The sequence below is a fragment of the Stenotrophomonas muris genome, assembly GCF_052751275.1.
The window spans coordinates 2,505,209-2,531,636 of record NZ_CP199879.1; the positions used below are offsets into that span (position 1 = coordinate 2,505,209).

Consider the following 26,428-nt stretch of genomic DNA (forward strand, 5'->3'; position numbering starts at 1 on the left):
AAACCGATGGTAGGCCCGTGCGGCCGGGGCTGCCAAGGCCATCGGTCATGGCTGCCGGTGGGGCGCGGCCCCGCCGCCAGAAAAAGCAAACCGCGCCGTGGCGCGGTTTGTGGGGACACCGGGGTCGGATCCGATTCCGACGGAATCGGCTCTGACCCCAGACGCTGTCAACCCGGGGTCAGAGCCCTTCCCTGCGGGAAGGGATCCGACCCCAACCCTTACGCCATGGCGCGCTTGCCGGTGCGGTAGATCAGCCAGCCGACCAGGAACAGCACGGCCAGGCCGATCCACTGTGCGCCCGGCAGGTGGAACGGCACGGCCAGCACGTCGGCGCGACTGCTCACCACGATCGGAATCGCGATGGCGATGCCCATCAGTGCCTCACCGGTGATCAGGCCGGCGGCGAACAGCACGCCCGGCTTGTGCACGCGGTCGCGACCTTCTTCGTCATCGGCACGCACCTTGTGGAAGCGCTCGACGAGGTAGGCGATCAGGCCGCCGAGGAAGATCGGCACCATCAGTTCCAGCGGCAGGTAGATGCCGATGGCGGCGGCCAGCACCGGCACGCGGAAGCGGGCGTTGCGCGACTTCAGCCAGCTGTCGAAGGCGATGATGGCGGCACCGACCACGGCACCGATGCCGATGAAGGTCCACGGCAGTTCACCACCGAACAGGCCCTTGGCCACCGAGGCCATCAGGTTGGCCTGCGGCGCGGCCAGCGCGTTCGGGTGCAGCTCCGACTTCACGCCGATGCCGTAGGCGGTGGCCAGCAGGTTCAGCACCGGGGCCATGATCAGCGCGCACGAGAACGCACCGATGCCCAGCATCAGCTGCTGCTTCCACGGGGTGGCACCGACGATGTAACCGGCCTTGAGGTCCTGCAGGTTGTCACCGCCGACCGCTGCAGCACAGCACACCACCGCGCCGATCATGATCGCGGCCACCGCGCCCAGCGGCGCGCCGAAGGCGCCGACCGGCTGCAGGCCATCCTTGCCCAGCAGCACCACCAGCACGGCCGAAGCGAACAGGATGGTGGAGATGGTGATGCCCGAAACCGGGTTGTTGGACGAGCCGATCAGGCCAGCCAGGTAGGCCGAGACCGAAACGAACAGGAAGCCGGCGACGATCATGATGAGGGTCATCGGGATGGACACGTGCCACTGGCCGACGATGGCCTGGTACAGGGCCAGCAGCGGCAGCACGAACACCACCAGGGCGACCAGCATCCACTTCATCGGCAGGTCGCGCTCGGTGTGCGCCAGCACCGGGCCACCGCTCTTGCGGGCGGCGGCAAAGCCGCTCTTGACGCCGTTGAGCAGCGACTTGCGCAGCGAGATCAGGGTCCAGATGCCACCGATCAGCATCGCACCGACGCCCAGGTAGCGCATCTTCGCGCCCCAGATGGCGAACGCGGCCTCGGTGGACGAGGCAGCGGCAACCGACGCGGCCAGCGCCGGGTCGGTGTTCATGAAGAACGCCTGGTAGATCGGGATGGCAATGTGCCAGGTCAGGATCGAGCCGGACACCACCACGATGCCGACGTTGAGGCCGACGATGTAGCCCACGCCCAGCAGTGCCGGCGACAGGTTGGTGCCGATGAAGGCGGTGACCTTGGAACTGCCGACGTAGGCCGAGGTGGCCCAGGCATCGGGAATCAGGCGCATGCCGCTTTCCGCGGCCAGCTTGACGAAGGCACCGATCACCGCCGACAGGCCGAGGATCTTCAGGCCCGGGCCAGGGTTCTCACCGGCCTTGAGCACTTCGGCCGCAGCCTTGCCTTCCGGGAACGGCAGCGGGTCTTCGACAATCATCGAACGGCGCAGCGGCACCGAGAACAGCACGCCCAACAGGCCACCGAGGCCGGCGATGCCCAGCACCCACCAGTACTTGAAGTCCGGCCAGTAGCCCATGATCACCAGCGCCGGGATGGTGAAGATCACACCGGCGGCGATCGACGAACCGGCCGAGGCGCCGGTCTGCACGATGTTGTTCTCGAGGATGGAGCCACCGCCCAGCAGGCGCAGCACGCCCATTGAAATCACCGCGGCGGGAATGGCGGTGGCGATGGTCAGGCCTGCGAACAGACCGAGGTAGGCGTTTGCGGCCGACAGCACCACCGCCAGCACGATGGCCAGGGCCACTGCGCGGAAGGTGAGCTGCTTGGGCGCAGCGTCGTGGTTCATGGGAGCCCCTGCTGGCAAAAAATCCCCTGCACGCTAGCGTTCAGGAGGCGGCAAGTCCAGTGCGGTTCGGGAGGGTTGCGGCCAGGTCGGCAGTGAGATAGTCGTTTCTGGCCAAACTCGGCCAACGCATCAAGCGCGTGAGGCACATCCCGGAGGGCTGCCGGGCCTCGCGGTCTCTTTGTCCTGCAGGGGCCAGGCCAACCAGTACTGCAGCATTCCAGCCATCATCGTTTGAAGTGCCTCAACGCCCCGTGCATCGTGTTCATGATCTGAACCGATGACGCTGAGCCGCCCGATGAACAACCCACTGCGGATCCGCCCGATCAAATCACCGGTCGTAGCTGTCGTGACCCTGACCTGCCTGATGCCGCTTTGCGATTACGCATCTGCCTGGAGCCGCATTGGCGCAGTCGAGATCACCGACCACGCCGGCAAACCTTGTTTCGGACTACCCAAGAAGGAGCGCAAGCGTATCGGTAAAACTCCAGAGGTGTTTGGTGTGGAGGTGCATGACGCAATTACTCCACCGCTGCGGCGGCAATGGTCTTTCTACTTTGCCCATCCCGCATCAATCCCACTTCCCCCCGGAGCCTGCGTGGTCTACGGAGAAGTGCCAGCCAACGCCATTACAAGGCAGACGGCGATGCCGCTGCAGCCCGGACGCCTGTACGACGTATCGCTGTCGGCCACCAGGACCGGCGCCACGCAACACCACAGCGCCCGATTCTGCTTGAAGGCCAACCCCGACGGGAGCCTGCGAGCGATTCAGGTCCACTACGACGAGGCGCTGGGCTGGAGCCCCTCGGTTTGCCTGCCCTGAGCCGACGCGCGCGCTCGTCGGAACAGCTCAGCACGCGCTGGAAAGACGCAATTGTTATGTTATATCCTGCCACGCCGACCGAACTTCGTACGTGGCCCCTTCCCCCACTACCCGCCTGGCCTCCATCGACCAGCTGCGCGGCACCGTGATGCTGTTGATGCTGCTGGACCACGTGCGCGAGACCTTCTTCCTGCAGCACCAGGTGAGCGACCCGATGGACGCAGCGACGGTCTCCCCTGCGCTGTTCGCCTGCCGTCTGTTGGCCCACCTGTGCGCCCCCGTGTTCGTGCTGCTGACCGGGCTGTCGGCCTGGCTGTACGGCCAGCGCCAGGCGGATCCGCGCGGGGCCACAGCTGCGTTCCTGCTCAAGCGCGGGCTGTTCCTGGTGGTGCTGGAACTGACCCTGGTGAATTTCGCCTGGACCTTCCAGCTGCCGCCGGAAACGCTGTACCTGCAGGTGATCTGGGCCATCGGGCTGAGCATGATCGCGCTGGCCGGGCTGCTTTGGCTGCCGCGCCCGGCCCTGCTGGTGCTGGCAATCGCGGTGGTGGCCGGGCACAACCTGTTCGACGGCTTACGGGTGCAAGGCAATGGCCTGCTGGCGCTATTGTGGAAAGTGCTGCACCAGCGCGACTGGATCGAGGCCGGCGCGCTGCGCCTGCGCACCTCCTACCCGATACTGCCGTGGATCGGGGTGATTGCGCTGGGTTATCTGATGGGGCCCTGGTTCGGCCGCGCGCGCGCGCCGGAGCAGCGCCAGCGCTGGCTGCTGTGGGCAGGCGTCGGCGCGCTGGCCCTGTTCGCGCTGCTGCGGTTCGCCAACCAGTATGGGGATGCTCCCTGGTCGTACCAGACCACTACGCTGCGCACGTGGTTGAGCATCTTCAACGTCACCAAGTACCCGCCGTCATTGCAGTTCCTGTTGCTGACCCTGGGCGTGGGGCTGTTGCTGCTGCGGCTGTACGAATGGCCGCCGCTGGCGCGGGCACTGCAGCCGCTGGCCGATATCGGCGCTGCGCCGATGTTCTTCTACCTGCTGCACCTGTACGTACTGAAGGGGCTGTACCTGGCCGCGTTGGCGGCCTGGGGGCCGACCCATGGCGAACTGTATGCCCTGGATTCGGTCAGCGGCCTGCTGCTGGTGGCCTGTGCGCTGGCGGTGGTGCTGTACCCGCCGACGCGGGCCTTCGCGCGGTTCAAAGCGCGAAGGCGCGATCTGCCTTGGTTGCGATACCTGTGAGCGGTGGCCGCCGGGGGAGCGCCATCCCTGCATGGCGTGGATCCACCGGCGGCTGCCTGCCCAGGCCCAGAGGCCTATAATCGCGCCCTTTCCGCTGTCCCCGCCGTCGATGACCGTTGCCGCCTCTGCTTCCGACGACTTCCTGGGCCACCCCAAGGGCGTCTACGTCTGCTTCTTCACTGAAATGTGGGAGCGCTTCTCCTTCTACGGCATGAAGGCGCTGTTGCTGCTGTACCTGACCAAATACCACCTGTTCGGCGACAAGGCCGGCCTGGACCTGCTCGGTGCCTACGGTGGCCTGGTGTACTGCATCCCGGTGTTCGGCGGCATGCTGGCCGACCGCTGGCTGGGCATGCGCCGGGCAGTGCTGTTCGGCGGCATCCTGCTGGTACTCGGCCACCTCGGCATGGCCTTCGAGGGCCACGCCGCGTACCGGGTGAACGGCGAAGTGGTGCGCGACACCTCGGCGCTGGCGGTGACCTACCTGTCGCTGGCGCTGATCATCATGGGCGTCGGCTTCCTGAAGCCGAACATCTCCACCATTGTCGGCAAGCTGTACGCCAAGGACGACCCGCGTCGCGACTCGGGCTTTTCGCTGTTCTACGCCGGCATCAACCTCGGCGCGCTGTTCTCGTCCCTGGTGTGTGGCTTCCTCGGTGAGGCCTACGGCTGGAAGTACGGTTTCGGTGCGGCCGGCATCGGCATGCTGGCCGGCCTGGCGATGTTCCTGTGGGGCCAGAAGTACCTGCAGGGCCATGCCGAACCGCCGCAACCGGCGGCGCTGAAGCAGAAGGTGCTGGGCCTGCCACGCGAATGGCTCATCTATCTGTGCGCGGTGCTCGGCGTGCTGCCGGTGGCATGGCTGATGTGGGCCGCCGGCAACGGCGCGTTCGCGCTGGGCGGTGAAATCAGCCTGGCGCTGATGCTGATGCTGGTGGTGCTGGGCGGCGTGCTGGTCTGGTTCGCCTGGTTCACCGGCACGAAATGCACGCCGGTGCAGCGCCAGCAGATGATCGCGCTGATGGTGCTGATCTTCATGGCGCTGGTGTTCTTCACGATGTACGAGCAGTCCTACGGCTCGTGGGTGACCTTCACCGACCGCCTGCTGACCAAGGACATCGTGCCCTCGCTGGTGATCACCGGCGGCACGCCGCTGCCGTGGTCGATCCTCTCGCTGCTGCTGGCACCGCTCGGCTTCGTGGTCAGCGCGCGCCTGTCGGAACGGCGCCCGGGCTCGGCCGCGCCGCGCACGTTCTTCGCCGCCATCGTCGTACTGATGCTGGTGCTGCTGGTGCGCGACTGCCTGGTGATTCCGCAGACCGCCGGCTCGCTGACCTACCTCGGCGGCCTGTTCCTGGTGCTGCTCGCTCCGGCCTTCGCCGCGCTGTGGACGTGGATGGACCGCCGCGGCTGGGAACCGGGCAAGCCGGTGAAGTCGGCCTGGGGCCTGGTGATCGGCGCGCTGTCGTTCGTGCCGCTGGCGCTGGCCGCACAGCAGGTGGGCGCCACCGGCGAGATGGCCAGCGTGTGGTGGCTGGTGCTGGCCTACTTCCTGCTGGCCAGCGGCGAGATGTGCCTCTCGCCGGTCGGCCTGTCGGCGGTGACCCAGCTGGCCGTGCCGCGGGTGATGAGCCTGATGATGGGCACTTGGTTCCTGGCCACCGCATTCTCGGAAACGCTGGCCGCGCTGTTCGGCAAGCTGGCCGCGATCGAGGTGCCGGAAGGCGAATCGCTGGACATGGTGGCTGCCGCCGGTGCCTACGCGCACCTGTTCTGGCTGCTGATGTGGATCGGCCTGGGTTGCGCGTTGGTGGCCTTCATCGCCGCGCCGCTGCTGAAGAAGATGATGCACGGGGTGAAGTAAGTCCCGCGTGCCGAAGACCAGGGCGGCGGAAAATTCATCCGCCGCCCTGTCAGCTCAGGGCGCCTTGTCCTTGCCGGCCACGGGCGCGGTCGTCGCGGTCTTGCCCCCCAGGCTGCGCGCCAGGAACGCCAGCAGCTTGTCGTAGTACTCGCTGCGATGCGCCTCGGTGTAGAAGCCGTGGCCTTCGGTCTTGTAGTACAGGCTTTCCACCGGTGTGCCGGTGCGCTTGAGCGCCGCTTCCATGCGCTCGGTATGCTGGATCGGCGCACGCTTGTCTTCGCCACCGGCGGCGAGGAACACCGGTACCTTGATCCGTTCGGCCAGGTTCACCGGCGACACCGCGCCCAGCTTGGCCGGATCACCCAGCCATTCGCGCAGGTAGGTCACGCCTGAGCCGCGGTCCTGGATATCGCCACGGGTGTACATCATCGGCAGGTCGTAGACCCCCACATAGCCGGCCGCGCACTGATACAGCCCGGGTTCGCGGGCGGCCCCCATCATCGCCGAGTAGGCCCCGTAGCTGGCGCCATAGATGCAGATGCGACGAGCATCGGCGATGCCTTCGCTGATTGCCCAGCGGGTGGCATCGGTGACATCGTCCTGCATCGCCGCGCCCCACTGCTGCGCACCGGCCTGGGTGTGGGCCCGGCCGTAATTGCCCGACCCACGGAAGTTGACCTGCAGCACGGCATACCCGGCGGCGGCCAGCATCTGGGTTTCGCGGTCGTACTGGCCGGAATCGAAGATGTCGAACGGACCGCCATGCGGCATCACCACCATCGGCAGGTTGCGGCCGTTGCTGCCGGCCGGCAGGGTCAGGAAGCCATGCAACGGCAGCCCGTCCCGCGCCTTCAGTGCAATCGGCTTCACGCTGGCACTGCGGTCCACGTCAATCCAGTCGCTGCGGCTGATCAGGTGGTCAGCCTTGCGCGCCACCGTGTCGTAGACGTAGAAATCGCCCGGGTTCGAGCCCGACCAGGTTTCCACCAGCACGACACGGCCATCGCGGGTGCTGGAGGTGATGTAGACCGGCCCTCCGAAGGCGGCTTCCAGGCTGCGGTACAGGCGCGCCTCCGGCGACTTCTCGTCGAAGAACCGGGTACGCGGCGTATCGCCCAGATAGAGCGCGCCCACCGGCACGTGGGTGCCGGGCCGATGGATGATGCGATACGGATTGACCACCTCGTCGCGCAGCAGCGTGGCACGCTCGCCGGTCTGCGGGTTCCAGCTGACGATCGCGTCCGGGCCCTGGGTCTGCTCGACGTTGAGGTAGGCCAGGCTGTCATCGGCCGAGAAGCCGAGGGCGGTTTCGATGCGCTTGCTGACGGCCTCGTCGTTGATCAGCTTCCAGCTGTCGCCACTGCGTTCGCGGAAGTACAGCTTGTTGATGTTGTCGCTGCCCGAGCCATGCACGAAGCGCACTTCGCCGGCGCCGTCGGTGGTGAACTCGCCGCGCCGTACCGGCGAGGACGCCACCCGCGAGCGACGCCCCGTAGTCACATCCATGCGATCTACGCGGGTGTACGGATCCTCGGCCAGCGGCCATACGGTCACCAGCACGTTGCGCTCGTCGCCCGGCAGGTCGTCGGCCAGGAAGGCGGCCACTGCTTCGACCTTCTTCGGCTGGATGCGGGTCCCCGGGCCCTTGCTTTCGACGCGATAGCCGACCAGCAGCTCGCCACGGTTGCCGTTGGCGTCGATGGCATAGAGTTCGCCGGTGGGATTGGGTTGGTCGAGCGAGCCCCACTTCTGGGCCAGGCCGATCAACAGGCGCTCGTTGCTGACCCAATCGAATTCCTGCGCGTGGTTGCGGCTGGGCGGCCAGAAACTGCCGACCACCTCCTTGTCCTTCAGGCGCAGGATCGCGATCGCGGTGCTGTCCTCCCTCGGCACCGTTGCCGCTACGTACTCGCCCCCCGGCGAGATCTTGATGTCGGTGAAGGTCTCCCGCCGCAGGTACTGCGTCAGATCCACCGCCCCCGCGCTGCCTGCGGCAACGCCCCCGATGACGGCCAGTGCGGCCGCCAGAATCGTCCTGTGCATCCTTCCCCTGCTCCTGTGGACACCTTGTCCTGGTCTCCGATTCTAGGCAGGGCAATGGGTTTCCCGCCAGAGCCGGAAAAGACGACGGCACCGTTGCCGGTGCCGTCGTTGCCACTACCTTGGAGAGAGAGTCAGGACGTGGGTTCGGGGGGCGTGCGCCGGGTCAGTGGACCCCGCGCACCGCCAACATGAGGGCCAGGATGCTGAGGATCACGGCGATGGTGCCGTCGAGCACGCGCCAGGTGCTGGGCTTGGTGAACAGCGGCGCCAGCAGGCGTGCGCCAAGGCCCTGCGCGGTCAGCCACAGGCAGCTGGCCGTGACCACGCCCGCAGCGAAGGCCATGCGGGCATTGCCGAAGTTCTCGGCGATGGAGCCGATCACCATCATGTCCAGCCAGAAGTGCGGGTTGATCAGCGAGAAGCCGACCGCGGCCATCAGCACCGCGCGACGGCTGCCGTCGTCGCTGTCGGCCTCGCCCATGCCACCGCCGCCGGCGATCGCACGGCGTGCCGACTTCATCGCATACCAGGCCAGGAACGCGACACCGGTCCACAGCACGGCGGTGGTCAGCCACGGCAGCGCTGAAGTGAGCGTGCGCAGGCCGGCCACGCTGGCAAAGATGAAGATGGCATCGATGGCCGCGCAGGTGGCGACCACCGGCACGATGTGCTTGCGCAGGATGCCCTGGCGCAGAATGAAGGCGCTCTGGGCCCCGACCACGGCGAACAGGCCGATGCCGGTGGCTGCACCAGAGAACCAGGCACCGAGGCCGGTGCTGGCGGAGATGACCGAGAACATGGGATTCACTGCCTTGTATTGCTTGGGGGACGGTGCCTCGCGAAGGCGGACAGCACCGGAACGGGCGCCATTGTCGCGCCGCAACATGGAAAAGACGAGCTAAACTTCCTAAACCAACATTAGCGGAGCTTAATTCGATGCGCATCGATCACGCCCAGCTGCGCGCCCTGGCCGCGGTGATCCGCGAAGGCAGCTTCGACCGCGCCGCGCAATCGCTGAATGTCACGCCCTCGGCCATCTCGCAGCGGGTCAAGGCACTGGAGGACCGGATCGGCCGCCTGCTGGTCAAGCGTGGCACCCCGGCCACCGCCACTGCCGAGGGCCAGTTGCTGGTGCAGCTGGCCGAGCAGACCGCCCTGCTGGAACACGATGCGCTGCACCGCATGGGCCTGGCCGACGAGGACCTGCCCCAGGCCAGCATCCCGGTGGCAGTGAACCACGACAGCCTGGAAACCTGGTTTCCGCAGGCCGCGGCGCAGTTCGCGCAGGGCACCGGGACCACCCTGGACCTGCGCGTGGAGGACCAGGACCACACCGTCGAACTGCTGCGACAGGGCACGGTGCTGGGTGCGGTGACCACGCTGGACGAGCCGGTGCAGGGCTGCCAGATCCACGCGCTGGGCAGCATCCGCTATGCAGCGACCTGTACTCCTGAATTCCGCGAACGCCACTTCGCCAAGGGAGTGACCGCGCAGGCACTGGCGCAGGCACCGGTACTGGTGTTCAACCGCAAGGACGACATGCAGTCGCGCTTCGCCCGGCGCATGGCCGGCGATGACCTGCCCAGCACCGCACCGACCTGGTGGATCCCCTCCACCCGCGCCTTTGTGCAGGCCAACCTGGGCGGCATGGGCTGGACGATGAACCCATTGCCGCTGGTCAAGCGGCACCTGGATGCCGGGCGACTGGTCTACGTACGCCAGCGCGCGTGGGAAGACGTGCCGCTGTACTGGCAGCACTGGAAGGGCGACGTGCAGACCATGGCCCTGCTGACCCGCGCCGTGCTGGATGCATCCTCGGCATTGATCCGGCGCAAGCGCTGACGCACAGCGCAAAAAGGGGACGGAGGGGATTAAGTCGCTTAAGGCCAATACGACATCCAAGGCAAATACGGCTTAATCCCCTCCGTCCCCTTTTTCGGGGCTCCATCGGATCTCCATCAAGCCTACACACCGGGTCCATGCGCGATGCGGATACTGGCGGGCCGACCATTACAAGGATGTCCGGCATGCCCGTGTACCTGCGCGATGCCCGCCCCGAGGATGCCGCTGCCTGCATCGATCTGCGTGGGCGCACCCGCGAGAACGCCTTCAGCGCCGAGCAGCTGGCCCAGCTGGGCATCACTGTGGACAGCTGGGCGGCCGGCATCGCCCAGGGCGATTCGATCGGCCGCGTCGCCTGGGAGGGCGAGCGCATGGCCGGCTACTGCTTCGCCGACCGCGACAGCGGCGAGGTGCTGGTGCTGGCCCTGCTGCCGGACTACGAGGGCCGCGGCATCGGCCGCCAGCTGCTGCAGGAAGTGGTCAGCCTGACCCGCGATGCCGGCCACCGGCGGCTGTTCCTGGCCTGCTCGGCCGACCCGCGTTCGCGCTCGCACGGCTTCTACCGCCGCCTGGGCTGGCGCCCGACCGGCGGGGTCGATGAGGCTGGCGACGAGATCCTTGAGCTGGTCTGATCCCACCGTCGCCGGGCATCGTCTGCCGCCCATGTGGCAGCGCCGCGAAACGTCGGATGCTGCGTTGCATCAAAAAAGGACCGGATCCGGTTAGAATCATCGGTGGATGATGCAAGGCGTTGTTTCTTCACGCCCTTTCCCTGCCCCACGCGCATCCTGACCCCTTCCCCTCCGCCAACGATCCCGCCCCCATGAAGAAATTTGGCAAGGCTCTTCTCGCCCTGCTCGTGCTGCTGTTGCTGGCCGCCGCGCTGTTCCTGTACTGGCCGCTGACCCAGCGCTCGGTGCCTGCCGCCAGCAACGACAAGCCCGTCGATGTTGTGCTGGTCGGCGCCGGCATCATGAGCATCACCCTGGCCACCTACCTGCAGGAGCTGCAGCCGGACTGGAACATCCAGGTCTACGAACGCCTCGACGGCGTCGCCGGTGAAAGCTCCGATGGCTGGAACAACGCCGGCACCGGCCACTCGGCGTTCGCCGAACTGAACTACACCCCGGAACTGCCCGACGGCAGCATCGAGACCAAGCGCGCGGTCGGCATCGCCGAATCGTTCGAGGTCTCGCGCCAGTTCTGGTCGCACCAGGTGAAGGAGGGCCGGCTGAGCCAGCCCAGCGACTTCATCAACCCGACCCCGCACATGAGCTTCGTCTGGGGCGATGACAACATCGCCTACCTGCACAAGCGCCAGCAGGCCCTGGTCAAGAATCCGCTGTTCTACGGCATGCAGTACTCCGAGGATCCGGCCCAGATCAAGCAGTGGGCCCCGCTGCTGATGGAAGGCCGTGACCCGAAGCAGAAGGTTGCCGCAACCTGGATGCCGCTGGGCACCGACGTCAACTTCGGCGTGATCACCCGCCAGCTGACCGCCGGCCTGCAGCGCAGCCCGAACTTCAGCCTGCACCTGAACCATGAAGTGAGCGCGCTGCGGCAGAACGCCGACAAGAGCTGGAACGTGACGGTGAAGGACCTCAAGGCCGGCACCGAATCCACCACCCACGCCCGCTTCGTGTTCATCGGTGCCGGTGGCGCCGCACTGAAGCTGCTGCAGATGTCGGGCATTCCGGAATCGAAGGACTACGCCGGCTTCCCGGTCGGCGGCCAGTTCCTCGCCTTCCAGGGCCAGGACGTGACCTCGCGCCATGGGGTGAAGGCCTACGGCATGGCCGAGACCGGCTCGCCGCCGATGTCGGTGCCGCACCTGGATGCGCGCAAGCTGGACGGCAAGCCGGTGGTCCTGTTCGGGCCGTTCGCGCTGTACAGCACCAAGTTCCTCAAGCACGGCTCGTGGTGGGACCTGTATTCCTCGGTCACCCACAACAACGTTGGCCCGATGCTGGAAGTGGGCAAGGACAACCTGGACCTGGTGCAGTACCTGATGGGACAGGCGCGCCTGAACGATGCCGACCGCCAGGCCGAACTGGTCAAGTACTTCCCCAATGCCAAGCCGGGTGACTGGAAGCTGGTCACCGCCGGCCAGCGCGTGCAGATCATCAAGCGCGATCCGCTGAAGGGCCCGGTGCTGCAGTTCGGTACCGAGATCGTGACCGACAAGGACCACACCCTCGCCGCCCTGCTCGGCGCGTCGCCGGGCGCGTCGACCTCGCCGCCGATCATGCTTGACCTGATGGCCAAGGCCTTCCCGGAGCAGATGAAGGCCGGCTGGGAAACCCGCCTGCGCGAGATCGTGCCGTCGTACGGGCGCAAGCTCAACGACAGCGCCGCGCTGGTCAACGAGATCCGCACGCTGACCAGCCAGACCCTGCAGCTGCCCTACCTGGAGGTGCCGGTGGACGCGAACGCGGCATCGCCCGCTCCGGCGGCGGTTCCGGCGCCGGCCAAGGAAAAGCGCAACGCCAACGAGGAACTGCAGGCGCTGTAAGCCCGCAGGTTCCTTTCGATGCAGACGGACGGCCACCTTCGGGTGGCCGTTTGCGTTTGTGCAGGTTACGCCTGTAGAGCCGAGCCCATGCTCGGCTCCGGCAAAAAGCAGCCGAGCATGGCTCGGCTCTACAGAAAGCGATGCCCCGTGCCGGGAACCCTGCGCACAATGACGCGAATTGTAATGTTGTTAAGAATTATTTACATTTGCGTCCTGCGCAGTGACCGCGCCTCGCCCCAGACGGACCTGACCGTGCCCGAAGCCGCCGCCCCGGGTGCTGGACGACTGTTGCCGCCCCTCCCCGCCTCCACGCTTCGAGCCCACCATGTGCCTGACCTTCGATAACCGCCTGCCCCGCCGCGCGCTGCTGCCGGCTGCCCTGCTTTCGTCTTTGACCCTGCTGGCCGCGCCCAGCGCGTTCGCCGCCACTGATGGCGCTGCCGACGCCAAGACCCTGGACCGGGTGAGCGTGCGTGCCGAACAGTCGGCGCCGCCGGCCAGTACCACGCGCCTGCCGATTACCCTGCAGGAAACCCCGCAGTCGGCCACCGCGATCAGCCTGCAGCGCCTGCAGGACGAATCGCTGTTCAGCATCAACGATGTGATGCGCAACGTGACCGGCGTCAGCGTGTCCTTCTATGACACGCAACGCCCGCTGTACTACGCGCGCGGCTTCGCCATCACCGACTTCCAGGTCGACGGCATTCCCACCTACAGCGGCTCGACCAACCAGGAGTACGACACCGCTTTCTACGACCGCATCGAAGTGATCCGCGGTGCCAACGGCCTGCTCAGCGGCGCCGGCGTGCCGTCGGCCACGGTCAACCTGCTGCGCAAGCGCCCCGGCAAGGAATTCGACGCGTCGTTCGCGGTCAGCGCCGGTAGCTGGGACTACCGCCGCATGGAAGCCGACGTAACCGCGCCGCTGACCGCCGACGGCCGCTTCCGCAGCCGCGTGGTCGCCGCCTACACCGATCGTGGCCTGTATTACGACCGCTACAAGGAAAACAAGATGGCCGGCATGGCGGTGCTGGAAGGCGATGTCACCGACAGCACCACGGTTACCGTCGGCTACCAGACCCAGGACAACAACCCGACCGGTTCGACCTGGGGCACCGTGGCGTTCTTCGACAACCAGGGCAACTTCGCCCATCTGGCGCGCTCGACCAACCTGTCGCCGAAGTGGAGCTACTGGAAGCGCGAAAGCAATACCGCCTTCGCCAACCTGGAACAGCGTTTCGGCGACCACTGGCTGCTGAAGATCAACACCGCCTACACCCGCGGCAACGTGCAGAACGTGCGCCTGTACGGCACCGGCAACCCGGACCCGGTGACCGGCGCGGGCATCTACCTGCGCGCGGCCGCCGGTGATTCGAAGGACACCCGCCGCAATGTCGATGCCTACCTGACCGGCAGCTTCCCGCTGTTCGGCCGCGACCACGACCTCACCGTCGGCGCGCAGTGGTCGGACCTGGAAGGCACCACCAATACCGTGGCGCTGAACTTCCCGGGCGACTGGGCGACCTGCGGGCGTGAGCGCTGCTACTACATCCCCAACGTGTTCAACTGGAACGGCGACATCTCCGAAGTGACCTACACCCGCACCGGCGCACGCCGCGTGGCCAAGACCACGCAGAGCGGCGTCTACCTGGCCACCCGCCTGCGCCTGGCCGAGCCGCTGTCGCTGATTGCCGGTGCGCGCCTGAGCCGCTGGGAAACGCTCAGCCGCTCGTACAACGCTGCCGGCGCCTATACCGGCACCAGCGGTGCATACAAGGTGAGCGATGAGGTCACTCCGTACGTGGGCCTGGTCTACGAGATCACCCCGAACGTGTCGGCCTATGCCAGCTACACCGAGATCTTCAATCCGCAGAACTACAAGGACCGCAACGAGAACCTGCTGGCACCGGTGCAGGGCTCGAATCTGGAAGCGGGCATCAAGACGCAGTGGTTCGATGGCCGCCTGACCGCCAATGCGGCGGTGTTCGAGGCCAAGCAGGACAACTACGCGGTGCGTGACATGAGCGTGCCGGAAGGTACGCTGAGCGACGGCAGCTCGGCCTATATCGGCATCAACGGCACCAAGGCGCGCGGTTGGGAGATGGACGTCAACGGCGAGATCCTGCCGGGCTGGACGGTCAATGCCGGCTACACCCGCGTCAAGGTGACCCGCGCCGCCACCGACCTGCTGTACGCCAATCCGCCCAAGGACCTGCTGCAGCTCAACACCCAGCTGCAGCTGCGTGGCGCACTGGAGCGACTTAGCATCGGCGGTGGCCTGCAGTGGCAGAGCCGGGTGCAGGGCTACAACATCGCCTACCCGCTCGGTGGCACGGTGACGGTGAACCAGCCGGCGTATTCGCTGGTGCAGTTCAACGCCAACTACCGCATCAGCGACAACTGGACCGCGACGCTGAGCGTGCGCAACGCGCTGGACAAGACCTACTGGGCCAACCTGGACTACAACAACTTCGGCGAGCCGCGCTTCGTGTCGGCCAGCCTGCGCTGGAAGTTCTGAGCAAACGACGGGTGCAAGGTGGGTGCCGACCGTTGGTCGGCACGCCCTCCGCCACGACCACGGTCGTGGGCTACCTGAATGGGCCCGTCTCCGTGCGGGCCTTTCCTTTTGCTGCACTGCAGGTTGCACCCTACGCCGTAATTATGCCGTAATTATTCCAACACCCGTCGGAAGCCGGTCAATGAACCCGAGCTGGGATACGTTGGAACGCAGTCGCCAGGCCCGCTTGGAACGTGCCGCGCCGTGGGCCCGGGGACGCGAGGTCGCCGCCGGCGACGTAGGCGAGCTGCTGCATGCACTGCTGGAGCCCGGCGACAAGGTCTGCCTGGAGGGCAACAACCAGAAGCAGGCCGATTTCCTCGCCCAGGCCCTGGCCGATCTTGATCCGGCCCGCGTGCACGACCTGCACATGGTGCAGTCGGTGCTGTCGCTGCCCTCGCATCTGGATGTATTCGAGCGTGGTATCGCTTCGAAACTGGACTTCTCGTTCTCCGGCCCGCAGTCGGTGCGCCTGGCCAACCTGGTGGCTGAAGGGCGCATCCAGATCGGTGCCATCCACACCTACCTGGAACTGTTCGGCCGCTACTTCATCGACCTGACCCCGCGCGTGGCCCTGGTCGCCGCGCAGGCCGCAGACCGGCACGGCAACCTGTACACCGGCCCGAACACCGAAGACACGCCGGTGATCGTCGAAGCCACTGCCTTCGGTGGCGGCATCGTCATCGCCCAGGTCAACGAGATCGTCGACGCCCTCCCCCGCGTCGACATTCCCGCTGACTGGGTCAACTTCGTGGTGCAGGCACCGAAGCCGAACCACATCGAACCGCTGTTCACCCGCGACCCGGCGCAGATCTCCGAGATCCAGGTGTTGATGGCGATGATGGCGATCAAGGGCATCTACGCCGAGTACGGCGTGAACCGCCTCAACCATGGCATCGGCTTCGATACGGCGGCCATCGAACTGCTGCTCCCCACCTACGCCGAATCGCTCGACCTGAAGGGAAAGATCTGCCAGCACTGGGCGTTGAACCCCCACCCGGCACTGATTCCGGCGATCGAATCGGGCTTCGTCAGATCGGTGCATTCGTTCGGTTCGGAACTGGGCATGGAGAAATACATCGCCGCGCGAGGTGATGTGTTCTTCACCGGCGCCGATGGCTCGATGCGTTCCAACCGCGCGTTCTCGCAGACCGCCGGCCTGTATGCCTGTGACATGTTCATCGGCTCCACCCTGCAGATCGACCTGCAGGGCAACAGTTCCACTGCCACCCGTGACCGCATCGCCGGCTTCGGCGGTGCACCGAACATGGGCTCGGACGCACGCGGCCGCCGCCATGCCAGCGAGGCCTGGATCAAGGCCGGGCAACAGGCTGCGCACCCGGGCGAAATGCCACGCGGGCGCAAGCTGGTGGTGCAGATGGTGGAAACCTTCCGCGAGCACATGGCACCGGCCTTCGTCGAACGGCTCGATGCCTGGGAACTGGCCGAGCGCGCGCAGATGCCGCTGCCGCCGGTGATGATCTATGGCGACGACGTCAGCCATGTGCTGACCGAAGAAGGCATCGCCAACCTGCTTTTGTGCCGCACCCCTGAGGAACGCGAACAGGCGATCCGCGGCGTGGCCGGCTATACCGCCGTGGGCCTGGGCCGCGACCGCGCGATGGTGGAAAACCTGCGCGACCGCGGCGTGATCCGCCGTCCCGATGACCTTGGCATCTCCGTGCGCGATGCCAGCCGTGACCTGCTGGCGGCGCGTTCGGTGAAGGACCTGGTGCGCTGGTCCGGCGGTCTGTACGACCCGCCCAAGCGCTTCCGCAACTGGTAAGGGGCTGAGCATGGAAACCCTCGACTATCGATTCGAAGGACACACTGCGGTGCAGTTCCCGCGCGAAGCGGTGCTGGTCGGCGTGCTGGCCTCGGGCAACCTGGAAATCCTGCTGGAACCCGCTGCGCTGGAAGGCGCGATGACGGTGCGCATCATCACCGCCGCGAAGGGCTTCGGCAGCGTGTGGCAAGCGGTGATCAACGACTTCGCACAGCGTCATCCGCTACGCGATGTACGCATCTCGATCAACGATGCCGGTGCCACCCCGGCGGTGGTCAGCCTGCGCCTGGACCAAGCCGTGGAAACCCTGCGTGCTGGAGATCCACGATGAACCGGACGCAGCGCTACAGCTACTACGAAGCCGATGCGCGCGAGCGTATCGCCAGCCTGGTCGATGCCGGTTCCTTCAGGGAATTCCTCGGCCCGGCGCGGCGGATGATGAGCCCGCACCTGGCACAGCTCGACCAGCCCGCGGCGTTCGACGACGGCATCGTTGTCGGCGAAGCCACGCTGCGTGGCCGACGCGTGCTGCTGGCCGCGCAGCAGGGTGAATTCATGGGCGGCGGCGTGGGCGAAGTGCACGGTGCCAAACTGACCGGGCTGCTGCGCCGCGCAGCCGAAACACATCCCGAAGGCGTGCTTCTGCTGCTGGACACCGGTGGTGTGCGCCTGCACGAAGCCAATGCAGGGCTCATCGCCATTTCCGAGATCATGCGCGCCACCCTGGACGCGCGTGCAGCGGGTGTGCCGGTGATCGCGCTGATCGGCAGCGGCAACGGCGCCTTCGGCGGCATGGGCATCGTCGCCCGCTGCTGCAGCACGGTCATCATGTCCGAAGAGGGGCGCCTGTCGCTGTCCGGCCCGGAAGTGATCGAAACCGTGCGCGGCGTGGAAGAGTTCGATTCCCGCGATCGCGCGCTGGTCTGGCGCGTAACGGGAGGCAAGCACCGCTACCTGATCGACCAGGCACAGGTGCTGGTGCCCGATGCCATCGAGGCCTTCGCGCAGGCGGCCAGCAACGCGCTGCAGCCTGATACCAGTAGCACCGATCCGGATACTGCACTGGCTGCGCTGCAGGAACGCCATGCGGCATTGAAGGCGCGCGTGCAGGCCTGGGGCGATTGCCGCGATGGCCTGGAGATCTGGGCCCGCCAAGGCATCGCAGCCCCCGAGCGACTACCGCTGCTCGACACCGATGAGTTCCTCATCGCCACCGCCGACCGGAGCCTGCCATGAGCATGCCGTTGCAGAACCTGCTCGATGCCCTGTTCCCGCATGGGCATGCCATTGCGGTGAACGATTCGGTGCTGACCGGCAGCGCCACCACCGAGGATGGCGAGGTGGCCGTGATCGGTACCGCCGACAAGCTTGAAGTCGGCGTGGACCACGCACTGGCACTGGCCGAAACCGTGCTTGCCAGCACCGGCGCACATCCACAGCGACCGATCGTGATGCTGGTGGATACCGCCGGACAGCGCCTGGCGCGGCGCGACGAACTGTTGGGCATCAATGGTTACTTTGCGCATCTCGCGCAGACGCTCGATCTGGCACGCCGCCGTGGTGCGCGCCTGATCACCCTGGTCTACGGCGAATCGGTCAGTGGTGGCTTCCTGTCATTCGGCCTGATGGCCGACCACATCCACGCCCTGCCCGACGCACAGGTGCGGGTGATGGACCTGCGCGCGATGGCACGGGTTACCAAGCAACCGCTGGAGAAGCTGCAGGCGCTCAGCCAGAGCTCGCCGGTATTCGCGCCGGGCGTGGCCAACTACGTGGCGATGGGTGCGGTGGACTCGTTGTGGGAAGGCGATCTTTCCCAGCACCTGCTGCAGGCCCTGCGCACACCCGCCGAAGGCGACCGACGTGCCGCACGCGGCGCACAGCGCGGCGGTCGCGCCCTGGCGGCAGCGGTTTCGACTGCGGTGGCCCACGGCGATGCCTGAGCGGCCCGCCCGCCACACGCTGGCCTGGCTGTCGGCCGATGCCGACTGGCGGGCTGACGTGACTGGACACGAACCGCGCCTGGCAGCATGGTTCGCACAGGGCCTGCCAGCCATGGTGGCACGCAGTGCGGCGGGTGATCCCGACCCGCGGCTTCGCCTGGGGGTGCCGCTGCCGCCAGGCGAAGGCAAGCAACGGCTGGCGCTGCGCGTGGCCCTGCAGGACATCCAGCACCTGCAGCCTCCCCCTGCCCTGGATCAGATTCTCGCCGGCGGCGTTCCGGCTGATTGGCAGGCGGCACTGCAGGCAATGCTGCGGCTTGCACCGGCCCGCGTGTTCGGCGCCTTCGCCTGGCAGCACCTCAGCGGTCTGCCCTATGTGCACGCACGCTCGGACATCGACCTGCTGTGGCAGGTGGGCGACGCGCGCCAGGCCGACCTGCTGGTCGAGCGCCTGCAGCACTGGGAAAGCGCCTTCGGGCATCGGGTCGATGGCGAACTGTGCCTGGTGGATGGTGGCGCGGTGAACTGGCGCGAATACGCCGGGCGCAGCCGCGAGGTACTGGTCAAGCGCCTCGATGGTGCCGCACTGGAACTACGTGATGCGTTGTTCGCCTCCACCGGGGTGAGCGCGTGAACGCCCTCGTGCAACCGGCGGTCAGGCCAGCTGCCGTGGACAGCGCGCGTCTGGGGCGCCTCGCCATCGCCAGCCTGCACGCCGAACTGGCCCTTGCACCCAAGCCAGGGTTGGTCACCCCCTTCGACAGCGGCAGCCACCACGACATGGACGCCGGCACGTTCCTGCGCAGCCTGTTCACGCTGCGCCACTACTTCATCGCCGTGGCCTGCCTCGGTGCAGCCGAGGCGGACTTCAATGCCTTGCGCCGGTGTGGCATCTCCGCCGAAATCGCGATGCTGCGCGCGACCGCCGGCATCAACACTCATCGCGGCGCGGTCTTCAGCCTTGGCCTGCTGGTCGCGGCTTCCGCTGCCTGTCGGGGCCGCGCGGGCGGTGCCATCGCAGCCGAGCAGGTCTGCCAGGAAGTGCGCCGCTGGGCTGCCGAGCTCGCCGGCGCACCACTTGATGCGAACAGCCCTGGCCAGCGCGCGCGCGCACGGCACGGCGTGCAGGGTGTGCGCGAACAAGCGGCCGCCGGCTACCCGCTGTTGCGCGAGGTGGCACTGCCTACACTGCGCCACGCGCTGGCCAGCGACCTGCCACGCGAGGCCGCGATGTGCCAGACCCTGGTGCAGCTGATCGCGTGCGTGGATGACCTCAACCTGCTGCACCGTGGCGGCGCCAACGGCCTGCGCTGGGCCCAGCAACAGGCGCGAGGCTTCCTCGATGCCGGTGGCGCCTTCGTACCCGGCTGGCAGGCACGCCTGCACAGCATCGGTGATGGATTCGTCGCACGCCGGCTGAGCCCCGGCGGCAGTGCCGACCTGCTGGCCTGTGCCTGGTTCCTGCTGCAGCAGGAGGTCGCATGAGCCTTGCCCTGCTCTGCCCCGGCCAAGGCGTCCAGCACGCGGAGATGTTCGAACGCGTGCGCGATCTTCCGGCCGCGCGCCACATCCTTGATCTGGCCAGCACGGTGCTCGGCCGCGATGTATTTTCCGCCGCTGGGGCCGAAGACCGCTTCGACAATGCGCAGGCGCAACCGCTGCTGTGCGCGGCCAGCCTGGCGCAGTGGCAAGGACTGCGCGACTGCGTGCCAGCGCCGACGCTGATCGCTGGCTACAGCATCGGCGAGCTCGCCGCGCACGCCATTGCCGGCAGCTTCGATGCGGCCACCTGCCTTGCCCTTGCGGCGCAGCGCGCGCGATTGATGGACAGCGCCAGCCCCGCCGATGCAGGCCTGCAGGCGGTGCTTGGCCTGGAACGCCATGTACTGCAGCCGCTGTGCGATCTGCACGGTGCGCACGTGGCCATCGCCAACGGGCAGGACCATTTCATCGTGGGCGGCACGCACGCCTCGTTGCAGCGGCTGGCCGATGCAGCGCGGGCGCAGGGCGCGGACATCCGTCTGCTGCCGGTGCGCGTGCCCGCACACACACCATTGCTGGCGGCGGCGGTCGCACCGTTCGCTGCCGCACTCGATGCATCGCCACTGCAGGCCCCACGCCTGCCGCTGCTGGCCGGCATCGATGCGCGACCGGTGCGGGACCGCGCAACGGCAGTCAACACGCTTTCGTTGCAACTGGCGCAGACCATCGAATGGGCGCAGGTGATGCGCCAGGCCTTCGAGCGCGGCGCGCGGGTATTCCTGCAGTTGGGCCCGGGCAACGCGCTGGCGCGCATGGTCGCGCCGGCCTATCCGTGCTGCGAGGTGCGCGCGGTGGAAGAGTTCCAGAGCCTCGAAGGCGCGGCGGCATGGGTCCGCAGCGCGCTGGAACGGCTGCAGTAACGGGTTCGAGCAGTACGTATCACGCAACACGCCGTACGTCGCCTTACCCCGGGATGGCGGGTCTCCATCCGCGCTGTACGTGAGTCACGTGTCTGGGAGGGCGCATGAGTCCACAAATCGCAACGATCATCGGTCTGGTGATCATGTTCATCGTCGCCACCGCGATGCCAATCAACATGGGTGCCGTCGCTTTCGCGCTGGCCTTCATCATCGGCGGGCTGTGGGTCGACATGGGCGGCAAGGAGGTCCTGGCCGGCTTTCCCGGCGATCTGTTCCTGACCCTGGTCGGCATCACCTACCTGTTCGCCATCGCGCAGAAGAACGGCACCATCGACCTGCTGGTGCACTGGGCAGTGAAAGCGGTGCGCGGCCATATCGTGGCCATTCCGTGGGTGATGTTCGTGATCACCGCGGTCCTGACCGCGTTCGGTGCGCTGGGCCCGGCCGCGGTCGCGATCATCGGCCCGGTCGCCCTGCGCTTTGCCAAGCAGTACAACATCAATCCACTGATGATGGGCCTGCTGGTCATCCATGGTGCGCAGGCCGGCGGCTTCTCGCCCATCAGCGTGTACGGCAGCATCACCAATGGCGTGGTGCAGAATGCCGGGCTGGAAGTGACCGAGATGGCGGTGTTCCTGACCAGCCTGGGCTTCAACTTCATGATGGCGACGATCTGCTTCTTCGCCTTCGGTGGCATCGCCCTGCTGCGTCGCGGTTCGATCACGGCAGCGGGAACGATCGGCAATGCCGAGCTGGCGATGGCCGGTGGCCCGCAGGCATCCTCGCGCCAGTTCGCGATCGAAGGCCATGGCGCGCTGGTCGCGGCGGGCGGCGGCACCCTGTCCAACGATCCGGCGGCACTGGATGAGGTCAGCCTGACCCGCGAGCGGTTGTTCACCCTGATCGGCCTGCTCGGCCTGGGCGTGGCCGCGCTGATCTACAACCTCAACGTCGGCCTGGTCTCGATCACCGTGGCTGTCGCGCTGGCACTGCTGTCGCCACAAAGCCAGAAGGGCGCGGTCGATGGCATCAGCTGGTCCACCGTGCTGCTGATCTGCGGTGTGGTGACCTACATCGGCGTGCTGGAACATGCCGGCGCGGTGGACTTCATCGGCAATGGCGTGTCCGACATCGGCATCCCGCTGCTGGGTGCACTGCTGGTCTGCTACGTGGGTGGCATCGTCTCTGCATTCGCCTCGTCGGCCGCGGTGCTCGGCGCAACGATTCCATTGGCCGTGCCGTTCCTGATGCAGGGTCACCTCAGCGCCGCTGGCGTGATCTGCGCGCTGGCGGTGTCGTCCACCATCGTCGATGTCAGCCCGTTCTCCACCAATGGCGCACTGGTGGTGGCTTCGGCAGCCAAGGAAGAGCGCGAGAGCCTGTTCCGTCGCTTCCTGGTGTACAGCGGTCTGGTGGTGGCGCTGGGGCCGTTGCTGGCCTGGCTGGTGTTCGTGGTGCCGGGCTGGATGTAACCGCCATCGGGTCGTGCCGGCCGCTGGCCGGCGCGACCTGGCGTTACACTCTGCGCATGGCCATTGCCCCTGCCCCGCGGTCACCGAAGAAGCGCGCGCCTCTGTACGAAGAGGTGGCCGAACACGTGCGCGAGCGCATCTATGACTACCGGTTGCCGCCGGGCGAGTGGATCGACGAGCCCGCGCTGTGCGAGGAACTGGGTATCAGCCGTACGCCCCTGCGCGAGGCGTTGAAGCTGCTGGCAGCCGAAGGCCTGGTGCAGATCGATGCCGGTCGTGGCAGCCGGGTCACCCGGCTGACGCTGGAAGACCTCAACCAGCTGTTCCCGGTGATGGCCATGCTGGAAGGCCGTTGCGCACACGAGGCGGTGAGGCACATCGACGATGCCGGCGTGCAACAGCTGGAGGCCCTGCATGCGGCGATGGAAGCGGCGGCGGCCGAGGGCAACATCGCCGAGTACTACCGCAACAACTACCTGATCCACGAAACCGTGCAGCATTACGCCGGCAACCCGTGGCTGATCCGCATCACCCACGACCTGCACCGCATCCTGAAGATGCATCGCGGCCGCCAGCTGCTGACCCCAGGGCGCACCGCGCAATCGCTGGCCGAGCACCGCGAGCTGATGGAGTGCTTCCGCCGCCGCGACGCGCAGGCCGCCGAACGCACCATGGAACGCCATCTGCTCAGCCAGGGCCAGGCCCTGGCCGCCTATGTGGCGGCAGGCGGGCTGTTGAACGTGCCGGCGCCCTTGCCGACCGAAGGCGGCGGCTGAGCGGATGTGGTTGCCGGCCAGCGGCCGGCACTACCGGGACGTGCCCTTGGTTGGACTGTTGAACGTGCCGTGGGCGCTTGCCCGCCGAAGGCGGCGGCTGAGCGGATTTGGTTGCCGGCCAGCGGCCGGCACTACCGGGACGTGACCTTGGTTGGGCTGCTGAACGTGCCGTGGCCGCTTGCCCGCCGAAGGCGGCGGCTGAGGGGAAGAGGTTGCCGGCCAGTGGCCGGCACTACCGGGACGTGACCTCGGCGGGTTAGTGCCGGCCGCTGGCCGGCATCCCGAAACGTCTGATCAATCGCCACCGCAGCTGCCGCCGTCCCCCCCACCACCATCACTGCTGCAGTCGGAGCTGCTGTAGCTGTGATGGCTGTGGCTGTCACTGGAATAGCCAACGGAGGTGTCATGGCTTCCGCCGCCATCCCCCCGGCTGCCCGAGCCACCGGCCGTGGCCACTGCCAGGCACAGGATGGCGCCGACCAGCGGCAGCAGCCAGACCAGCAGCAGCTGCACCGCGCGGCCACCCGCCGACAGGCCATCACGCCTGACGATCACCACGGTAGCCGCCACGTTCAGGCCCAGCACCAGCAGGACCAGCAGAAGGGCAACGATCAACATTCGGCGGCTCCATGCCTGGACTGGAGGGCATTATGGGCCTGCCAGCCCGGCAATGGCCCTGCCCGTCATGAAGATGGGACAATGCAGGGCGCGCCTGCCTGCTTCCAGGCCGCCGGCGCCCCCCGCACCACACGGAAGAAGAAGAACAACAACATGCTGAAAGTCATTTTCGATACCGACCCGGGCGTCGACGACGCCCTGGCCCTGCTGTACCTGCACAAGCACGCCCAGATTGACCTGATCGGCGTCACCACCACCTTCGGCAATGCCTCGGTGGAGTCGACCACGCACAACGCGCTGTACCTGAAGCAGGCCTGGGGCTTCGCCGCCCCGGTCGCGCGCGGTGCCGGTGGCCCGCTGCAGCCGGAAGCCACCCCGGAAGCCTGGCCGGTGCACATCCACGGCCACAACGGCCTGGGCAACCACCCGGTGCCGACCGAACTGGACGTGGCCGCCGACGCGCGCCCCGCTCACCAGCTGATCATCGACCTGGTCCGCGCCCATCCGGGCGAAGTGACCCTGGTCGCGGTCGGCCGCATGACCAACCTCGCGCTGGCCCTGCAGCAGGCCCCGGACATCGCCGGCCTGGTGCGCGGCGTGGTGATCATGGGCGGCGCGTTCCACGTCAACGGCAACATCACCCCGGCCGCCGAGGCCAACATCTGGGGCGATGCCGAAGCGGCCGACGTGGTGTTCACTGCCAGCTGGCCGGTCACCGCCATCGGCCTGGACGTGACCACCCGCGTGGAAATGGACCGTGACGGTCTGGACAAGCTGGCCGCCATCGGCGGTGCCGATGCCGAACTGGTGCGTGCGCTGTCGCAGGATTACGTGGACTTCTACCTGCAGGCCGGCCACAAGGGCATGGTCGTGCACGACTGCTGCGCCTGCATCGCGCTGACCCGTCCGGAGCTGTTCCAGTTCGAGCGCGCCAGCGTGCGCGTGGCCACCGACGGCGTCGCCCGCGGCATGACCATTCCCAAGCCGGAAGGCCTGGCGTTCGGCCCCAGCGTGTGGGACGGCCACGTGGTGCAGTCGATTGCCATCGGCGTGGATGCGGCCGCCGTGCTGGCCGACATCGAGCAGACCCTGAAGGTCTGACCCGCTAGCGCTTGGCCCTGCCCGGGACCGTCTCGGGCAGGGTCCACAGCACCGGCAGCACCAGCACCGCCACCAGCGCGATCATCGCGCCTGGCGCTGCTGCCCAGCCGCTGCGCTCCACCCACCATTGCGCCAGCCATGGCGTTGCCCCGCCGAAGAAGGCCGTGGCCATGGTCACCCCCAGTGCCAGCCCACTCACCCGCCCTTCGCCGGGGAACTGCTCGGCCGTGGCCGGGGCCGCGACCGCGCTCACGCCGCCGGCCACGCAGGCCAGCAGCACCGCCGCCAGCGCAATGCCCAACGGCGGCGCCTGTGCCATCCAGGCGAACAGGGACAGCGGCAACAACGCTGCCAGCAGGGTCAGGCCCAGCAGCATCGGCCGCCGCCCGACGCGGTCGGACAATGCGCCACACAGCGGCGTGATCGCAATCACTGCCACCGCCGCAATTGTCGAAAGCCACAGTGCATCGCCCTCATCGTGGCCCTGCGCGTGCAGGAACGCAGGCACATAGGTGATGCCCACGTAGTAGGTGATCGATCCCAAGGCCGAGATCGCGAAGGTGCGCGCCACCGCCAGCGGGTGGTGCTGCAGCACATGCCGCAGCGGCGTGGCAGGAATGCTGCCTTCGCGGCGCTGGCGTTCGAACTCAGGCGATTCGTGCATGCCCGAGCGCGCGACCAGGATCACCAGTGCCAGCGCAGCGCCGACGAAGAACGGAATACGCCAGCCCCAGCTGTCCAGCTGCGCGGGCGCGAGCAGCGCCACGGTGACCGCCGAGATCGCTACCGCCAGCAGTGCGCCTACTTCACTGGCGGCCGAGGCCAGCGAGGTCACCAGGCCACGCCGCCGCGCCGGTGCGCTTTCCAGCAGGTACGCCACCACGCCGGTGTACTCACCGCCCACCGAAAACGCCATCACGCAGCGCAATACCAGCAGTAGCACGCCCGCCGTGGTACCTGCGGTGGCCGCGGTCGGCAGCAACGCAGTGGCCAGCATCGCCGCCGCCATCAACGCCATCGAAGCCAGCAGCATCCAGCGCCGGCCCAGGCGGTCGCCCAGGTGGCCGAAGCACAGCGCGCCCAGCGGGCGCATCAGGTAGGACACCGCGAAGCCTGCCAGCGTGACCAGCAGCGCCTGTTCGCCGCCGCCGAAGAACACCCGCGACAGCACCGTGGCGAAATACAGGTACAGGGTGAAGTCGTACCACTCCACTACCGTGGACAGGCCCGCCACCCACATCGAGCGCTGCCGCGCCGCGGTCATTGCGT

22 protein-coding genes are annotated in these 26,428 nt (G+C 67.3%); 17 read left to right on the forward strand and 5 right to left on the reverse strand.

Annotated elements, in window-relative coordinates; translation table 11 throughout:
• Window positions 1-218 precede the first annotated feature (218 nt).
• Window positions 219-2,183, reverse strand: a complete 1,965-nt coding sequence (locus ACUVWL_RS11630) for an OPT family oligopeptide transporter (RefSeq protein WP_014646348.1) — start codon at window positions 2,181-2,183, stop codon at window positions 219-221.
• A 277-nt stretch (window positions 2,184-2,460) separates the two neighbouring features.
• Here ACUVWL_RS11630 and ACUVWL_RS11635 point away from each other — a divergent pair, with 277 nt between their 5' ends.
• From ACUVWL_RS11635 to ACUVWL_RS11645, 3 genes are all read left to right on the forward strand, one after another.
• Window positions 2,461-3,003: a hypothetical protein gene (locus tag ACUVWL_RS11635; protein ID WP_227863628.1), complete on the forward strand. Its 543-nt coding sequence runs from the start codon at window positions 2,461-2,463 to the stop codon at window positions 3,001-3,003.
• A gap of 91 nt (window positions 3,004-3,094) precedes the next feature.
• The gene (locus tag ACUVWL_RS11640; RefSeq protein ID WP_049441187.1) at window positions 3,095-4,243 is read left to right on the forward strand and encodes a heparan-alpha-glucosaminide N-acetyltransferase domain-containing protein; all 1,149 of its coding nucleotides are present in this window, start codon (window positions 3,095-3,097) and stop codon (window positions 4,241-4,243) included.
• A gap of 109 nt (window positions 4,244-4,352) precedes the next feature.
• Entirely contained in the window at window positions 4,353-6,107 is a 1,755-nt protein-coding gene (locus ACUVWL_RS11645; protein ID WP_049441185.1) for a peptide MFS transporter, read from the forward strand.
• 54 nt (window positions 6,108-6,161) lie between these two features.
• On the opposite strand, the gene ACUVWL_RS11650 is transcribed toward ACUVWL_RS11645, so the two are convergent.
• Both ACUVWL_RS11650 and ACUVWL_RS11655 read right to left on the reverse strand, forming a co-directional pair.
• A complete protein-coding gene (locus ACUVWL_RS11650) occupies window positions 6,162-8,150 on the reverse strand; it encodes an alpha/beta hydrolase family protein (RefSeq protein ID WP_111205853.1) in 1,989 nt (662 codons plus the stop codon).
• 163 nt (window positions 8,151-8,313) lie between these two features.
• Complete coding sequence (locus ACUVWL_RS11655; RefSeq protein WP_005415673.1) at window positions 8,314-8,949, reverse strand: LysE/ArgO family amino acid transporter; 636 nt, start codon at window positions 8,947-8,949, stop codon at window positions 8,314-8,316.
• A 137-nt stretch (window positions 8,950-9,086) separates the two neighbouring features.
• Here ACUVWL_RS11655 and ACUVWL_RS11660 point away from each other — a divergent pair, with 137 nt between their 5' ends.
• The 13 genes from ACUVWL_RS11660 (at window position 9,087) to ACUVWL_RS11720 (ending at window position 23,440) form a co-directional block, all read left to right on the forward strand.
• The gene (locus ACUVWL_RS11660) at window positions 9,087-9,992 is read left to right on the forward strand and encodes a LysR family transcriptional regulator ArgP (RefSeq protein WP_049441179.1); all 906 of its coding nucleotides are present in this window, start codon (window positions 9,087-9,089) and stop codon (window positions 9,990-9,992) included.
• Between the two features lie 185 nt (window positions 9,993-10,177).
• On the forward strand, window positions 10,178-10,624 hold the full coding sequence (locus ACUVWL_RS11665; RefSeq protein ID WP_014646343.1) for a GNAT family N-acetyltransferase: 447 nt from the start codon (window positions 10,178-10,180) through the stop codon (window positions 10,622-10,624).
• A gap of 191 nt (window positions 10,625-10,815) precedes the next feature.
• Window positions 10,816-12,504 carry a malate dehydrogenase (quinone) gene (mqo, locus tag ACUVWL_RS11670; protein ID WP_046429482.1) on the forward strand — a complete coding sequence of 563 codons (1,689 nt, stop codon included), beginning with the start codon at window positions 10,816-10,818 and terminating at the stop codon, window positions 12,502-12,504.
• A 325-nt stretch (window positions 12,505-12,829) separates the two neighbouring features.
• Complete coding sequence (locus ACUVWL_RS11675; protein WP_075076127.1) at window positions 12,830-15,022, forward strand: TonB-dependent siderophore receptor; 2,193 nt, start codon at window positions 12,830-12,832, stop codon at window positions 15,020-15,022.
• A 181-nt stretch (window positions 15,023-15,203) separates the two neighbouring features.
• Window positions 15,204-16,847 carry a malonate decarboxylase subunit alpha gene (gene mdcA / locus ACUVWL_RS11680; protein ID WP_262224967.1) on the forward strand — a complete coding sequence of 548 codons (1,644 nt, stop codon included), beginning with the start codon at window positions 15,204-15,206 and terminating at the stop codon, window positions 16,845-16,847.
• Window positions 16,848-16,857: 10 nt separating this feature from the next.
• Entirely contained in the window at window positions 16,858-17,178 is a 321-nt protein-coding gene (gene mdcC, locus ACUVWL_RS11685) for a malonate decarboxylase acyl carrier protein (protein ID WP_134808613.1), read from the forward strand.
• Window positions 17,175-18,083, forward strand: a complete 909-nt coding sequence (locus ACUVWL_RS11690) for a biotin-independent malonate decarboxylase subunit beta (protein ID WP_014646338.1) — start codon at window positions 17,175-17,177, stop codon at window positions 18,081-18,083. Before mdcC ends, ACUVWL_RS11690 begins: the two co-directional genes overlap by 4 nt.
• Window positions 18,084-18,085: 2 nt before the next feature.
• The gene (gene mdcE / locus ACUVWL_RS11695; protein ID WP_262225021.1) at window positions 18,086-18,790 is read left to right on the forward strand and encodes a biotin-independent malonate decarboxylase subunit gamma; all 705 of its coding nucleotides are present in this window, start codon (window positions 18,086-18,088) and stop codon (window positions 18,788-18,790) included.
• Window positions 18,783-19,424 carry a malonate decarboxylase holo-[acyl-carrier-protein] synthase gene (gene mdcG, locus ACUVWL_RS11700; RefSeq protein ID WP_262224968.1) on the forward strand — a complete coding sequence of 214 codons (642 nt, stop codon included), beginning with the start codon at window positions 18,783-18,785 and terminating at the stop codon, window positions 19,422-19,424. Before mdcE ends, mdcG begins: the two co-directional genes overlap by 8 nt.
• 35 nt (window positions 19,425-19,459) lie before the next feature.
• On the forward strand, window positions 19,460-20,275 hold the full coding sequence (gene mdcB, locus ACUVWL_RS11705; RefSeq protein WP_080355777.1) for a triphosphoribosyl-dephospho-CoA synthase MdcB: 816 nt from the start codon (window positions 19,460-19,462) through the stop codon (window positions 20,273-20,275).
• The gene (mdcH, locus tag ACUVWL_RS11710) at window positions 20,272-21,192 is read left to right on the forward strand and encodes a malonate decarboxylase subunit epsilon (RefSeq protein ID WP_014646334.1); all 921 of its coding nucleotides are present in this window, start codon (window positions 20,272-20,274) and stop codon (window positions 21,190-21,192) included. Before mdcB ends, mdcH begins: the two co-directional genes overlap by 4 nt.
• 104 nt (window positions 21,193-21,296) lie before the next feature.
• Complete coding sequence (locus ACUVWL_RS11715) at window positions 21,297-22,664, forward strand: SLC13 family permease (RefSeq protein WP_197606254.1); 1,368 nt, start codon at window positions 21,297-21,299, stop codon at window positions 22,662-22,664.
• A 56-nt stretch (window positions 22,665-22,720) separates the two neighbouring features.
• Window positions 22,721-23,440 carry a GntR family transcriptional regulator gene (locus ACUVWL_RS11720; RefSeq protein WP_049441166.1) on the forward strand — a complete coding sequence of 240 codons (720 nt, stop codon included), beginning with the start codon at window positions 22,721-22,723 and terminating at the stop codon, window positions 23,438-23,440.
• A gap of 294 nt (window positions 23,441-23,734) precedes the next feature.
• On the opposite strand, the gene ACUVWL_RS11725 is transcribed toward ACUVWL_RS11720, so the two are convergent.
• The gene (locus ACUVWL_RS11725) at window positions 23,735-24,058 is read right to left on the reverse strand and encodes a hypothetical protein (RefSeq protein WP_197621323.1); all 324 of its coding nucleotides are present in this window, start codon (window positions 24,056-24,058) and stop codon (window positions 23,735-23,737) included.
• Between the two features lie 153 nt (window positions 24,059-24,211).
• Here ACUVWL_RS11725 and ACUVWL_RS11730 point away from each other — a divergent pair, with 153 nt between their 5' ends.
• On the forward strand, window positions 24,212-25,159 hold the full coding sequence (locus tag ACUVWL_RS11730; protein ID WP_049441242.1) for a nucleoside hydrolase: 948 nt from the start codon (window positions 24,212-24,214) through the stop codon (window positions 25,157-25,159).
• Between the two features lie 4 nt (window positions 25,160-25,163).
• On the opposite strand, the gene ACUVWL_RS11735 is transcribed toward ACUVWL_RS11730, so the two are convergent.
• On the reverse strand, window positions 25,164-26,423 hold the full coding sequence (locus ACUVWL_RS11735; RefSeq protein WP_075076132.1) for an MFS transporter: 1,260 nt from the start codon (window positions 26,421-26,423) through the stop codon (window positions 25,164-25,166).
• Between the last annotated feature and the right edge of the window lie 5 nt (window positions 26,424-26,428).